Here is a 15,206-nt window from a genome sequence, read left to right as displayed (position 1 = left end):
TGATGGTTTCAGAGGAAAACGTCAAGCAGCGTCATCCCTTCGCACAGCGAAATATAAGGGGATGACGGAGAGGAGAACGGCTTATGAAGAACTATGAGCTGATAGAGACAAAACGAATTGATGAACTGTCTACAGATGCGGGAATTTACAGGCACAAAAAGAGCGGTGCCCGGATATTCACGATGAAAAACGAAGATGACAATAAGGTTTTCGGTATTGCCTTCCGTACTCCTGCAGAGGATAGCACCGGTGTTGCTCATATCACAGAACATTCAGTACTCTGCGGATCTGATAAATTCCCATTGAAGGATCCTTTCGTAGAACTTGCCAAGGGCTCTCTCAATACATTTTTAAATGCCATGACTTATCCCGATAAGACTGTTTATCCTATTGCGTCAAGAAACGACAAGGATTTCGACAATCTTATGAACGTTTACATGGATGCGGTTTTCCATCCGAATTCTGTAAAGGATCCCCGTATCATGCTGCAGGAAGGCTGGCATTATGAGATGGAGGATGAAAAGTCAGAGCTTATATATAACGGTGTAGTATATAACGAGATGAAGGGAGTTTTTTCAAATCCCGAGTCCGTTCTTGAAAGATATATCATGCATGCGCTTTTTCCGGACACAACCTATGGCAATGAATCCGGCGGAGATCCTGTGAACATCCCGGATCTTACTTTCGAGCAGTTCAAGGAGTTTCATGCACGTTTCTATCATCCGTCGAATTCCTATATATTCCTTTACGGTGATATGGACATGGAGAAGAAGCTGGAGTGGCTTGATAGGGAATACCTCTCAAAGTACGATGCGATAGAGCCGAATTCAGACATAGCATTCCAAAAGCCATTCGGTAAGATGCATGAGGAGGAGATCACATACTCCGTAGGTGATAATGAACCGCTGGAGAACAACAGCTATCTTTCGTGGAATGCGGTTGTGGATGCGGTGGACAACAAGCTTAACCTTGCCTTTGATATTCTTGACTATGCGCTTCTTTCATCTCCCGGAGCTCCTCTAAAGCAGGCTCTTGTGGATGCAGGTATAGGTGAGGATATCTTCGGTGGATTCCAGGACGGAATAAAGCAGCCGTACTTTACAGTAACAGCAAAGGGAACGGAGAAGAAGGAAAAGGAGAGATTCCTCGATATCATCAACTCTACTCTTAAGAAGCTTGTGAAAGAGGGCCTTGATAAGAAGACTCTTCTTGCGGCTATAAATCATGACGAGTTCCAGTACAGAGAGGCTGATTACGGACGTACTCCAAAGGGGCTTGTTTATTCCCTTACATCTCTTGATACATGGTTGTATGGCGGAAAGCCATGGGATTATCTCGAGTGTGAGAAATTCTACAAGGAGCTTCGTGAGGATGTAAATAAGGGATATTTTGAGAAGCTTATCGAGAAGTATCTCCTGGATAATAATCATTCAGCCATGGTGATCCTGACACCGGAGAGAGGTCTCACTGAGAAGCGCGAGAAGGAGCTTAAGAAGAAGCTTTCGGATATCAAGGCAAAGATGACTCCGCAGGAGATCCAAAAGTGCGTATCCGACACCAGAATGCTTAAGGAGTATCAGGCGGAGCCGACAAGTGAAGAGGCTCTCAATAAGCTGCCGCTTTTAAGCATTAGCGATATCAATAAGAAGGCGGATAAGTTTGAGTGGAAGGAAGAGAAGCTGTCCGATACACTGGTTGTAAACACTGAGCTTAACACCAGAGGAATCGCATATCTCAGATTCAACTTCAATACTTCATCCCTTACGGAGGAGGAGCTTCCTTACGCCGGTTTTCTGAAGACTGTACTTGGCTACATGGATACCGAAAAGCACAGCTTCCAGGATCTTACATCGGATATTCTTTTAAATGCGGGTGGCATCAATTTTGATACCAATGCATATCCTGATATCAGAAATTACGGAAGATATACGGGTGTTTTCAGTGTTGAGATAAAGCTTCTTTATGATGGATTCCGTTTCGGATTTGACATCATAGATGAGATACTTCATACGACAAAGTTCGAGGATAAGAAGCGTATGCAGGAGATCCTCAATGAGGCCCGCTCCAGAGAACGTATGAGAGTTGAAGGTGCAAGCCACAGCTTTGCTGTAAACAGAGCTACCTCGTATTTCTCCGGTACCGGAAGATATGCAGATCTTACAGGTGGTATAGGCTATTATCAGTTCATAAACAGGATCTCGGCGGAATTCCAGAAGGATCCAAAGAAGCTGGTTAGAAAGCTCTGGGAGGTTTCCGACAAGCTTTTCCGTGCAGAGAATATGTTTGTTTCCATAGCTGCCGAGAAGAAGGGCTATGATGCCTTCAGAAAGGATTTTTCGGACTTTATAAAGAAGTTCACATCCGGCGCTGTAAAGAAGCAGGAAAACTGTAAAAAGCTTGATAAGGGATATAAGCCATATAAGGGAGAGAAGTCTTACGATGGAGCTCAGATAGAGCTTTCAGGCAATCTCAATGAGGGCTTCAAGACACCTTCACAGGTGAACTATGTTGCGCGTACCGGACGTTTTGATACAGAGAAGCTTCCTTACACAGGAAGTCTCAGAGTACTGAAGGTTATACTCAATTATCAGTATCTGTGGCTTAACTTAAGAGTAAAGGGAGGAGCCTACGGCTGCATGTCAGGTTTCGGAAGATCCGGAGAGGGATATTTCGTGTCCTACAGAGATCCTCATCTCAAGGAGACTCTGGACATATATCAGGGACTTCCAGAGTATGTAAGAAGCTTTACGACCTCGGAGAGAGATATGACAAAATACATCATAGGTGCCATCTCCGAGATGGATACACCAAGAACAAACTCCGCAAAAGCGGCTCTTACAGTCAGCGCCTTTATGTCAAAGGTATCCAATGACATGCTTCAGAAAGAGCGTGATCAGGTGTTGGCAACAAAGGAAGCTGATATCAGAAAGCTTTCAGATTACATGGAGGCTATACTTTTGAAGGGTGCAGCCTGCACCATTGGAAACGGTCAGCTCATAGAAGAGAATAAGGATAAGTTCCTGACAACAGAGGACCTTTTTAAGTAAGTATGATTCCTTCCCGTGGAGACGGCTCTCCGGGAAGGAACTGTTTGAAGAGAGATATATATGAGTGATAAAAAAATTAAAACAGGATATGTAGCACTGGTAGGACGACCTAATGTAGGTAAATCAACACTGATGAATCATGTTATCGGACAGAAAATAGCTATCGTATCCAACAAGCCACAGACTACGAGAGGAAGAATCCAGACTGTCTATGACGATGAGAGAGGTCAGATCATTTTCCTTGATACACCGGGCATACATAAGGCAAAGAATAAGCTTGGTGAGTACATGGATAATGTGGCGGAGAAGACGCTTCAGGATGTGGATGTCATCGTATGGCTTGTAGAGCCGACTACCTATATAGGTGCGGGAGAACAGCATATTGCAGAGGTCATCAAAGCCTCCAGTAAACCGAAGGTCCTGGTGGTGAACAAGATCGACACCATGAAGGACAAGCCGGAGGAGCTGGACGCTGCCATAGAGAAATATAAATCTCTGATGCCCTTTGACGAGATCGTTCCGCTTTCCGCGGCGAGAGCCCAGAATATCGAAGGATTTAAAAAGGCGGTATTTAAGTACCTTCCTGAGGGACCCCGATACTTTGATCAGGATACAGTGACAGATCAGACTATGAGGGAGATCGCAGCAGAACTGATACGTGAGCAGGCTCTCCGTAAGCTTCAGGATGAAGTACCTCATGGGATAGCAGTTCTCATTGATCAGATGCATCAGAGAAACGATGGTCTCTGGGATATCAAGGCTACCATAGTATGTGAAAGAGATGCACATAAGGGAATCATCATAGGTAAGGGCGGTTCCATGCTGAAAAGGATAGGGACAGGCGCTCGTATCCAGATAGAGAAGATGGTAGAGGAAAAGGTAAACCTTCAGCTTTTCGTAAAGGTGCGTAAGGACTGGAGAGATTCGGATACATTTTTGAAGAATTACGGCTACAAGGACGAGACGTAAAAAATGAAGGATGAAATGGAACTTCACGGGGTGGTGCTAAATTCAGCACCATCCCGCGACTTTGATAAAAGACTTTCTGTGCTTACAAATGAATACGGCAAGATAACTGTCTGGGCCTCCGGGGCTAAAAAGCCCGGATCTTCTTTTATGGCGGGTACGAGAAATTTTGTATTTGGTACCTTTAATGTTACAAAGGGCAGGAGCGGCTACAATCTGAGATCTGTGAAGGTCAATAATTATTTTGAAGAGATCGCCCTGGATCTGGTCAATGCCTGCTACGGATCCTATATTCTGGAGTTTGCTGATTATATCTCGCAGGAAAATCTTGAGGCGGAAGAGACAGTGAATCTCATATATCTGTCCCTTAAAGCCATACTCAATGAGAATCTTGATAATGTTCTCGTCCGCAGGATATACGAGCTGAGACTTATGTATATAAACGGTGAGTATACGGAAGAACCGCCTATGCCCTGTTCTCAGGCATGTCGTTTTGCATGGCAGTACGTTCTGGAGACACCGGTAATGAAGCTTTATACATTTACACTTAAGGAGGAAGTCCTTTCCGAGTTTGCGGATAATGTTGACCGTCTGCTGCATGGTGTGATCCCCCACAATTTCAGATCCCTGGAGATATTGAAGACATTGAAATAACGGGCTTTATCAACCGGGGGTGATAAAGTAGGTCTGAGGAACACAAAACCACATAAATACAGAAGTAATGTTTTGCTGGATTTTTCAGAGATCCGGATGTATAGTTGGGAGTAACGCGTAAGCGAGAAAACAATAAACTTTATTCTTAGCCGCACTCCGGCGGCAGAAAGAGGAAAAAATGGCAAAAGAATACACAATGGACACTATCGTTTCCCTTGCAAAGTCAAGAGGATTTGTTTATCCGGGTTCTGAGATCTACGGTGGTCTTGCGAACACATGGGATTACGGAAATCTCGGTGTTGAGCTTAAGAACAACGTAAAGAAGGCATGGTGGAAGAAATTCATCCAGGAGTCAAAGTACAATGTAGGCATTGACTGCGCTATCCTTATGAACCCACAGACATGGATCGCATCAGGACATCTTGCTTCCTTCTCTGATCCTCTTATGGATTGTAAGGAATGTCATGAGAGATTCCGTGCTGACAAGATCATCGAGGATTTTGCAGCAGCAAATGCTATGGAGCTTAACGGTTCTGTAGACGGCTGGTCCAACGAAGAGATGGAGAAGTTCATCGAGGATAACAAGGTAGAGTGCCCAACTTGTGGTAAGCATAATTTTACAGGTATCCGTCAGTTCAATCTTATGTTCAAGACCTTCCAGGGTGTTACAGAGGATGCAAAGAATGCAGTTTACCTCCGTCCTGAGACAGCACAGGGTATCTTCGTAAACTTCAAGAATGTTCAGAGAACATCACGTAAGAAGCTTCCATTCGGTATCGGACAGATCGGTAAGTCATTCCGTAACGAGATCACACCTGGAAACTTCACATTCCGTACCAGAGAGTTCGAGCAGATGGAGCTTGAGTTCTTCTGTAAGCCTGATACAGATCTCGAGTGGTTCGCATATTGGAAGCAGTTCTGCCAGGACTGGCTCCTGAGCCTCGGTATGCCTAAGGACATGCTTCGTGCAAGAGATCACGAGAAGGAAGAGCTCAGCTTCTATTCAAAGGCAACAACAGACCTTGAGTTCCTTTTCCCGTTTGGCTGGGGCGAGCTTTGGGGTATCGCTGACAGAACTGATTATGACCTCGGACGTCATCAGGAGGTTTCAGGTCAGGATATGTCATATTTTGATGATGAGACAAATGAGCACTACATTCCTTATGTTGTAGAGCCATCACTCGGAGCAGATCGTGTAACTCTTGCTTTCCTTTGCGCTGCATACGATGTAGAGCAGCTTGAGGGCGGAGACGAGAGAACAGTTCTTCATTTCCATCCGGCACTTGCACCTGTAAAGATCGGTATCCTTCCACTTTCAAAGAAGCTTGCCGAGGGTGCACAGGCTATTCATGATGAGCTCGCCAAGTACTGGTATGTTGAGTATGATGACAGAGGAAACATCGGAAAGAGATACAGAAGACAGGATGAGATCGGAACACCTTACTGTGTAACATACGATTTCGATTCAGAGAATGATCACTGTGTAACTATCCGTGAGAGAGATTCCATGAAGCAGGAGCGTATTCCTATCGATCAGCTTAAGAGCTACTTCGAGGAGAAGCTTGCATTCTAAGCTGTAGTATTGCGTAAGCGTAAGTGAAGCCATGCGCAGGACTTATAGAATATATTCAAATCCGGTATGAACTTATGTTCATACCGGATTTTTCTCTATAATCCTAGGTTTTCTTTTAAAAATAGGGGTAATACATATGGTATAATGAGACGAAAATATAGGTAGTAGAGGGATGTGCCATGAAACATGTAGGTCTTATGGGGCGAGTAGCTGTGAGCTTTTGTATCAGTACTATTCTGCCGTTGATTTTGATGTATCTTATGTTCAAGGGTTATACGACCATGAGCATGAATATGATGACTCTTATAGTAGCGGGCCTTTTCTTCATCTGCTGGATCTATATGGGTATAGTCAAGCCTGTTGATGAGCTGAAGGCAGCCGCCAAAAGAATAGAATCAGGTGATCTGGATTTTACGCTGGAGGCAGAGACCAATGATGAGTTCGGTGAGCTGATGCAGGCATTTGATGAAATGCGTATGAGACTCAAGGAGACGCAGGATGAAAAGATCCGTAATGACAATGCCAACAGAGAGCTCATAACGAATATTGCCCATGATCTGAAAACCCCGCTTACCGCCATCAAAGGATATTCCGAGGGTATACTGGACGGTATAGCCCAGAGTCCTGAAATGCAGAAGAAATATATCCAGACTATCAATATAAAAGCTAATGATATGGATAAGCTCATTGACGAGCTGAGATACTATGTAAAAGTAGAGTCAAACAAGATACCATATGATTTCCAGCACATGATAGTTCAGGACTATTTTCAGGATTGTGCGGATGAGATCGGACTTGATATGGAGTCCCAGGGAATAGAGTTTGAATTTACAAACAGTATAGAACCTGAGGTAGAGATGATCGCAGACCCGGAGCAGCTAAGAAAGGTTATAAACAACATCATCTCAAACTCGGTAAAATATATGGATAAGGAAGAGAAGAGGATAGCCCTGAACCTTGAAGATGCCGGAGATTTTATACAGATAAATCTACGGGACAACGGAAAGGGTATAGCTAAAACAGATCTTCCGTATATATTCCAAAGGTTTTTCAGAGCAGACAGTTCCAGAAATTCCATGAAGGGTGGATCCGGCATAGGTCTTTCCATTGTTAAAAAAATAGTGGAGGACAGCGGAGGAAGGATCTGGGCATCTTCCGTGGAAGGAGAAGGAACTACGATACATTTTGTTCTTCGCAAGTATATTCGAAGTATTCAGGAGGTACAGGTAAATGGATGAGGATAAAAAGAAGATCCTGATAGTTGAAGACGAGCAGTCCATCGCAGAACTTGAGAGAGATTATCTTGAGCTTTCCGGCTTTTTGGTTACGATCACTGATGATGGAGAAAAGGGGCTGGAGAAAGCACTTAAAGAGAATTTTGACCTTATCATACTTGACCTCATGCTACCGGGAAGAGATGGATTTGAGGTATGCAAGGATATCCGTTCTATAAAGGACATCCCTATAATCATAGTCTCTGCCCGCAAGGATGATATTGATAAGATCAGAGGTCTTGGACTCGGAGCCGATGACTATATGACGAAACCCTTCTCTGCATCAGAGCTTGTGGCCAGAGTAAAGGCTCATCTTGCCAGATATGAGAGACTCATAGGCAACGGAAAAGATGGAAATGACATGATAGAGATACGTGGCCTGAAGATCGACCCGACAGCAAGACGTGTTTGGGTAGGTAATGATGAAAAGATCTTTACCACCAAAGAATTTGATCTGTTGTATTTTCTTGCATCACATCCAAATCATGTATATACAAAAGCTGAACTGTTTAAAGAGATATGGAAGATGGATTCGGTTGGTGATATCGCCACTGTTACCGTACATATCAAAAAAATAAGAGAAAAGATAGAGATGGATACGGCAAAGCCTCAATATATCGAAACTATCTGGGGTGTAGGCTACCGCTTTAAGGTCTGATAAATGATGGATACGGCTGATATTTTTTGTCCGATTTAGGACGGGAAATATCAGCTTTTTTATTGCGGTAAAAAGAAAGTTACGGATATAGTTCGGGACAAGAATACTTAAGATTATTAAAGTAATATACGTAATGTATTGATTTAAGAGGAGGTAAAAAAATAGGAGTGAAGGAAGTTTTTGTATACTGGATTTAACAGAGGTAATTTTTTATGTTTTGATGCTTTGGACAAATGTTCTGTTGAATAGCGCAAAAAAGAAAAAATTTCTCTAAAATACAAAAAAATGAATCTTAGATATTCTTGGATTTTCTTAGATTTTCTAAGGCTTTTCGGGGATTGTGAAAAAATTTTTAAAATGTAACCGTTTACATTAAGAAGTGCACTTTACTAAAAAAATATAGTCATATATAATCTCAAATGGTGATTTTATCCGATTGAAGGGGATAAATCATGAGTGTTTTTGTGACAGTTGCCGTGGGTATCTGGCAAGAAGGTGACTGTATACAGTAAACACTTATAAATGTATGTATGATTAGGAGGAGAATCAATATGGCTAGAAAATGGGTTTATATGTTCACCGAAGGTAATGCTACCATGCGTGAACTTCTTGGTGGTAAGGGCGCTAACCTTGCAGAGATGACAAATATCGGACTTCCTGTTCCACAGGGATTTACTATAACAACAGAAGCTTGTACTCAGTATTATGAGGACGGACGCAAGATCAACGATGAGATCATGGGTCAGGCTATGGAAGGTGTTAAGAAGATGGAGGAGATCAACGGTAAGAAGTTCGGCGATCTTCAGAATCCTCTCCTTGTTTCAGTTCGTTCAGGTGCACGTGCATCTATGCCTGGTATGATGGATACTATCCTTAACCTCGGTCTCAACGACGAAGTAGTAGCAGCTATGATCAAGGGAAATCCTGATCCTGCTTTCGAGCGTTTCGTATACGATTCATATCGTCGTTTCATCCAGATGTTCTCAGATGTAGTTATGGAGGTTGGTAAGAAGTATTTCGAGCAGCTTATCGACCAGATGAAGGAGAAGAAGGGCGTAAAGTTCGATGTAGACCTCACAGCAGCCGATCTTAAGGAACTTGCTGAGCAGTTCAAGGCAGAGTACAAGAAGCAGCTCGGAAAGGACTTCCCATCAGATCCTGTAGAGCAGTTAAAGCTCGCTATCGAGGCAGTATTCCGTTCATGGGATAACCCACGTGCTAACGTATATCGTCGTGATAATGATATCCCTTATTCATGGGGAACAGCAGTAAACGTAATGCCTATGGTATTCGGTAACCTCAACAACGAGTCAGGTACCGGTGTTGCATTCACACGTGATCCTGCTACAGGTGAGAACAAGCTCATGGGTGAGTTCCTTATCAATGCTCAGGGCGAGGACGTAGTTGCAGGTGTTCGTACACCGATGCCTATCGCTCAGATGGAGAAGGAGTTCCCTGAGGCTTATGCTGAGTTCATCAAGGTTTGTGAGACTCTTGAGAACCACTATCATGACATGCAGGATATGGAGTTCACAGTTGAGAACAAGAAGCTCTACATGCTTCAGTGCCGTAACGGTAAGAGAACAGCTCCTGCAGCTCTTAAGATCGCATGCGATCTCGTAGATGAGGGTCACAAGACACCTGAGCAGGCTGTTGCTATGATCGATCCTCGTAACCTTGATACACTTCTTCACCCACAGTTCGATACAGCTGCACTTAAGGCTGCAACACCTATCGGAAAGGGTCTCGGTGCATCTCCTGGAGCTGCCTGCGGTAAGGTCGTATTTACAGCTGATGATGCTGTAGAGTGGGCTGCAAGAGGAGAGAAGGTAGTTCTCGTTCGTCTCGAGACTTCTCCTGAGGATATCACAGGTATGAAGGCTGCTCAGGGTATCCTTACAGTTCGTGGTGGTATGACATCACACGCTGCCGTTGTTGCCCGTGGTATGGGTGAGTGCTGCGTATCAGGATGCGGTGACATCAACATGGATGAGGAGAACAAGAAGTTCACTCTCGGCGGCAAGGAGTTCCATGAGGGAGACTTCATTTCTATCGATGGTACAACAGGTAACATCTACGATGGAAAGATCGCAACAGTTGATGCACAGATCGCAGGTGAGTTCGGACGTATCATGGCTTGGGCTGATCAGTTCAGAAAGCTTAAGGTTCGTACAAATGCCGATACTCCTGCTGATGCAAAGAAGGCTAGAGAGCTCGGTGCTGAGGGTATCGGTCTCTGCCGTACAGAGCATATGTTCTTCGAGGAAGACAGAATCGCTGCATTCCGTGAGATGATCTGCTCAGATACAGTAGAAGAGAGAGAAGAAGCTCTGGAGAAGATCCTTCCATACCAGCAGAACGATTTCAAGGCTCTCTATGAGGCTCTTGAAGGCTGCCCTGTTACTATCAGATTCCTTGATCCACCTCTTCACGAGTTCGTTCCTACAACAGAGGATGAGATCAAGAAGCTTGCAGACGCAAAGCACAAGTCAGTAGAGGAGATCAAGGCTATCATCAACTCACTTCACGAGTTCAACCCTATGATGGGTCACAGAGGATGCCGTCTCGCTGTTACATATCCTGAGATCGCAAAGATGCAGACAAAGGCTGTTATCCGTGCAGCTCTTGAGGTTCAGAAGAACCATCCTGAGTGGAATGTAAAGCCTGAGATCATGATTCCACTTGTATGTGAGATCAAGGAGCTTAAGTTCGTTAAGCAGATCGTAGTAGAGACAGCAGATGCAGAGATCGCTGCAGCAGGTGCTAAGCTCGAGTACGAGGTTGGTACTATGATCGAGATCCCAAGAGCAGCTCTTACAGCTGATGAGATTGCTAAGGAAGCTGATTTCTTCTGCTTCGGTACAAATGACCTTACACAGATGACATTCGGATTCTCACGTGATGATGCAGGTAAGTTCCTCAATGCTTACTATGATACAAAGATATTCGAGAGCGATCCTTTCGCAAAGCTTGACCAGACAGGCGTTGGTAAGCTTATGGAGATGTCAATCAAGCTTGGAAAGCCTGTTAATCCGGCACTTCACATCGGTATCTGTGGTGAGCACGGTGGAGATCCTTCATCAGTAGAGTTCTGCCACAAGATCGGACTTGATTATGTATCATGTTCACCATTCCGTGTTCCTGTAGCTCGTCTTGCAGCAGCTCAGGCACAGATCACAAATCCAAGAGCTTAATCGTATTAATAGCAAAATCGAATAAATGTTGGATAAGAAAAGAGGTATCGGCTATTACCGATACCTCTTTTTTATTAAAACGCGTAATAAAGTGTTTCCTTAGTTATCATCCTGCCAGTAGCCGTTGGCGAGCTTAATGAAGTCCTTTGCGGCTTTACTTAAATATGCGTTCTTTGGATAGGTGACACAGACCTTCCATGTAGGCCTGAAGGGGAGTCTGAAAAATTTGATTCCCTCCGGCTTCTGCTTTACATAGTGATATGGAAGCAGACCGCAGGCAAGCTTTGCCCTGATCATAGACAGGATAGTGATATTGCTTGATGTTTCGAAAAGTACAGTGGGAGCAAACCCGGCATCACGGAAGATCTGATCAACGGTCTTACGGATGGTGGATTCCTTATACATCATTACGAAGGGCTCATACTGCAGGGCTGAAAGCGGAAGAGTCGGATACTTGTCCCCGGTCTTTAAATACTCGGGACTAACGGGATACTCTTCCGGAATGGCAATATATATTTCCTCTTTATAGAGGTCTATATACTCATCATTGATCTTCTGTGAGTCTGTCAAAGTGACGAAACCTATATCCAGTTCTCCTCTGTGTACGGCTTCCTGCTGCTGTTTTACACTGAGTTCCCTTGGTTCAACAGTGAATTCGGGATACATGTTATGGAAGATAGGGTATACATATGAGAACATATCATATCCTCTTCCGGGAGTCATGCCCACAGAAAGATATCCGTTATGCTTGTTCACCATGTCTGCGATGATGGTATAGGTCTTCTGCTTGATGCGAAGCATCTCACGGGCGTTGTCCAGATATACATGTCCTTCGGGAGTAGGTGCCCATGCAGCTTTGTTACGGATAAAAAGAGGTGTACCTACTTCTTTTTCCAGCTTCTGGAGCTGTTGAGAAAGAGCTGACTGTGTAATGAACAGTTTTTCGGCTGCCTTTGTTATGGAACCTTCATCAGCTATTTTTATTATGTACTCTATCAGTTTAGTGTCCATATGGTCCTCTCAAAAAATGAAGTGTAAAAGAAAATCTGAAATACTAAAGAAAGCTTTACGGATGGTACAGTAAAAAGGGCTCCACATTAGTAAAACTTATACATGATTCACTTTTATTAATTTTACTTAACCAAACAGCGCAATTATACTCATTTTACACAGAACAGATAGTTTTGTAAATGAAGATAAAACATTGTAACAAATTATCATTTAAAACCGTAGCAAGGCTTATTTTCTTTAGTAATATCAGGGAAAATCAGACAAAAGTATACAAGCTATGGCTTAAACAGTGCTGAAAATGCCGTTTCTATGAGAAGCTGAAATGATAAACAAAAATAAGATCCACAATGAAAAATTGCGATGAGAGGGAGGCTTGCATATATGGCTGAAAGATTGTGTATAAGAATAACTGACAGGGATAATGTGGCTATAGCTATCAGAGACATTCCCAAGGGGACAGAGGTGCTGCCCGGAATAGTAACAGCTGAGGATATACCACAGGCTCACAAGATTGCATTGGCAGAATTAAAGAAAGGCTCGGAGGTCATACGTTACGGTGTTGTTTTAGGCACTGTTTCAGAGGATATTCCTGTGGGAGGCTGGATAAATGAAAAGAATCTCATCATGGCGCCGGCACCGGATCTTGACAGCATGGAGTTCGCAACTAATATCCGCACAGATCTTCCGAAGCCGAAGAGAACCACATGGATGGGCTATAAAAATCCGGACGGATTTTATGCAGGAACCAGAAACATCCTCGGCATAAACACAACGGTTCAGTGTGTTGCCGGAGTCCTGAACGTTGCCATCCGTAAGATAAAGGCTGAGATACTTCCGAAGTATCCCAATGTTGACGATGTTGTGGCCATCAACCACCCGTACGGCTGCGGTGTTGCAATAGATGCGCCGGATGCGTACATTCCCCAGAAGATAATAAGGAACATCGCCATGCATCCCAACTTCGGAGGAGTGTTTATGCTGGTTGCTCTCGGCTGTGAAAAATTTACAGTTGATCGTTTTTGTGAGTGGTGGCCGGAGCTTAACAATGAGGACAATGTCATCATCCTGCAGGAGCACAAGGGCTATCAGGCAATGATGGATGCAATAATCGGGATGGCGGAAAAGAAGCTTAAAATACTCAATGAGAGAAGAAGAGAGGAGCTTCCGCTTTCTGATCTTCTGGTAGGTATGCAGTGCGGCGGATCAGATGCATTTTCTGGAATCACCGCGAACCCTACGGCGGGGTATGCTGCGGATCTGCTGGTTTCCGGCGGCGGTACTGCCATGTTCTCAGAGGTCACAGAGGTAAGAGACGGTGTACAGTTCATTGCCCACAGATGTATCGATGAAACTGTAGGAAAGCGGCTTGTTGAAGAGATGAAGTGGTATGACAATTACCTTAAGGCCGGGGGTGTGGACCGCGGAGCCAATACAACTCCCGGTAATAAAAAAGGAGGCCTGTCCAATATCATTGAGAAGTCCATGGGTTCCATTGCGAAGTCCGGATATTCACCTATAGTTGAGGTTCTTTCTCCCGGAGACCGCCCTACAAAGCACGGGGAGATCTTTGCAGCTACACCTGCATCAGATCTTGTCTGCGGGCCTTCACAGCTTGCTTCCGGTATGGGACTTGAGGTATTTATGACAGGCAGAGGTACGCCCTATGGTCTCGCAGCGGCTCCTGTTATCAAGCTCTGCTCCAGAAATGAGATGAAGGAGCAGTGGTCCGATATCATTGATTTTAATGCCGGACCCGCAGCTGTCGGTGAAAAAACCATTAAAGAGCAGGGTGAGGAACTTTTTGACTTTATACTGGATGTGGCATCAGGTATAAAAAAGCCTTTCACCGAGCAGTATGGTTTTGCAAATGATCTTTGTGTTTTCAATCCTGCGCCTATAACCTGATCTTTGAACATTCTGTTGCACTGTTTATGAAGGCGGATGTCAGGAATTCCCTGGTTCGCTTTTATCAACGCCTGAATAATGACTTAATAATACCCTTTGCGTCCTGAAATAAACTCAGTGACGCAGAGGTTTTTTTATGTCAAAAAACGATCATTAAATTTTCTAATGTAAGCATTAGCAGAGCTAACAGTTTAACTTATGGATAACAATGTATCGATAAGTTTTGCTTAATCAAGCATAAGATTTACGAGTTTTACAATGGTTTTTGTGTAAGTTATCCTAATACCGTCAACGAAACAGGCAATATTCAGTGACTAATACCAAATTGAATGAGATCGGTTATAAGGTCTTATGAAATGATAAACCTCTGCCGAGAGGCAGAACCTCCGGGAGACCGGAAAGAAAGGGGGAACTTAAATGTTCTTTAGAAAATATGGCGACTTTGTAGTCGGCATCTTTTACGCAGTTCTGGGTGTGGCTCTCATCATAGGAGCAAAGGCCCTTCCAAAGTCGAAGGTCATGGAGATCGGTCCCGATTTCATGCCTACACTGATCGGAGTCATCATTCTCATTCTGGCAGGCATACTTCTGGTTGAAACAGCAAGCCGGTTTAAGGCGCAGAAAACAGAACTTGAGACTTCCGGTTACAAGGATACCTCGGACTACAAGAGAGTTCTCGGAAGTCTTGCGGCTGCAACGGTCTATGTAAATATCTTAAAGCCGGTTGGGTTCATCATCAGTACACTGGTATATCTTCTGATTCAGATCTATATACTGGCTCCTGATCAGAGCAGAACAAAGAAGGACATCATCACATATGTCATTATCGATGTGGTCTTCACAGTAGTTGTTTATCTGCTTTTCCGTTACGGATTCAAGATAGTGCTTCCGGCGGGAATCTTCGCGATACAGTAAGGAGGGAAA

General features: G+C 43.9%; 10 protein-coding genes. 9 read left to right on the top strand and 1 reads right to left on the bottom strand.

Going from position 1 to position 15,206, the window contains the following annotated elements:
• The first annotated feature begins 83 nt into the window (after nucleotides 1-83).
• The 7 genes from BXO88_RS01615 (at nucleotide 84) to ppdK (ending at nucleotide 11,366) form a co-directional block, all read left to right on the top strand.
• The gene (locus tag BXO88_RS01615; RefSeq protein WP_078036039.1) at nucleotides 84-3,047 is read left to right on the top strand and encodes an insulinase family protein; all 2,964 of its coding nucleotides are present in this window, start codon (nucleotides 84-86) and stop codon (nucleotides 3,045-3,047) included.
• Between the two features lie 60 nt (nucleotides 3,048-3,107).
• Complete coding sequence (gene era / locus BXO88_RS01610; protein ID WP_078036038.1) at nucleotides 3,108-4,016, top strand: GTPase Era; 909 nt, start codon at nucleotides 3,108-3,110, stop codon at nucleotides 4,014-4,016.
• Between the two features lie 3 nt (nucleotides 4,017-4,019).
• Nucleotides 4,020-4,667 carry a DNA repair protein RecO gene (gene recO, locus BXO88_RS01605; protein WP_078036037.1) on the top strand — a complete coding sequence of 216 codons (648 nt, stop codon included), beginning with the start codon at nucleotides 4,020-4,022 and terminating at the stop codon, nucleotides 4,665-4,667.
• Between the two features lie 178 nt (nucleotides 4,668-4,845).
• Nucleotides 4,846-6,240, top strand: a complete 1,395-nt coding sequence (locus BXO88_RS01600) for a glycine--tRNA ligase (RefSeq protein WP_044994910.1) — start codon at nucleotides 4,846-4,848, stop codon at nucleotides 6,238-6,240.
• Nucleotides 6,241-6,419: 179 nt separating this feature from the next.
• Nucleotides 6,420-7,478 (top strand): sensor histidine kinase, encoded by a 1,059-nt coding sequence (locus BXO88_RS01595; protein ID WP_078036036.1) that lies wholly within the window; start codon nucleotides 6,420-6,422, stop codon nucleotides 7,476-7,478.
• Complete coding sequence (locus BXO88_RS01590; RefSeq protein WP_078036035.1) at nucleotides 7,471-8,172, top strand: response regulator transcription factor; 702 nt, start codon at nucleotides 7,471-7,473, stop codon at nucleotides 8,170-8,172. The genes BXO88_RS01595 and BXO88_RS01590 overlap by 8 nt, the downstream gene beginning before the upstream one ends.
• A 551-nt stretch (nucleotides 8,173-8,723) precedes the next feature.
• Entirely contained in the window at nucleotides 8,724-11,366 is a 2,643-nt protein-coding gene (gene ppdK / locus BXO88_RS01585; protein ID WP_078036034.1) for a pyruvate, phosphate dikinase, read from the top strand.
• A 99-nt stretch (nucleotides 11,367-11,465) separates the two neighbouring features.
• Here ppdK and BXO88_RS01580 read toward each other — a convergent pair whose 3' ends face one another.
• Entirely contained in the window at nucleotides 11,466-12,377 is a 912-nt protein-coding gene (locus tag BXO88_RS01580; RefSeq protein WP_078036033.1) for a LysR family transcriptional regulator, read from the bottom strand.
• Nucleotides 12,378-12,758: 381 nt separating this feature from the next.
• Here BXO88_RS01580 and BXO88_RS01575 point away from each other — a divergent pair, with 381 nt between their 5' ends.
• Both BXO88_RS01575 and BXO88_RS01570 read left to right on the top strand, forming a co-directional pair.
• Nucleotides 12,759-14,282: a UxaA family hydrolase gene (locus BXO88_RS01575; RefSeq protein ID WP_078036032.1), complete on the top strand. Its 1,524-nt coding sequence runs from the start codon at nucleotides 12,759-12,761 to the stop codon at nucleotides 14,280-14,282.
• Nucleotides 14,283-14,699: 417 nt separating this feature from the next.
• The gene (locus BXO88_RS01570; RefSeq protein ID WP_044994903.1) at nucleotides 14,700-15,197 is read left to right on the top strand and encodes a tripartite tricarboxylate transporter TctB family protein; all 498 of its coding nucleotides are present in this window, start codon (nucleotides 14,700-14,702) and stop codon (nucleotides 15,195-15,197) included.
• Nucleotides 15,198-15,206: the final 9 nt, after the last annotated feature.

The organism is Oribacterium sp. C9 (assembly GCF_002007235.1).
GTDB lineage: Bacteria > Bacillota > Clostridia > Lachnospirales > Lachnospiraceae > Oribacterium.
This window is presented reverse-complemented; position numbering and strand designations above follow the sequence as displayed.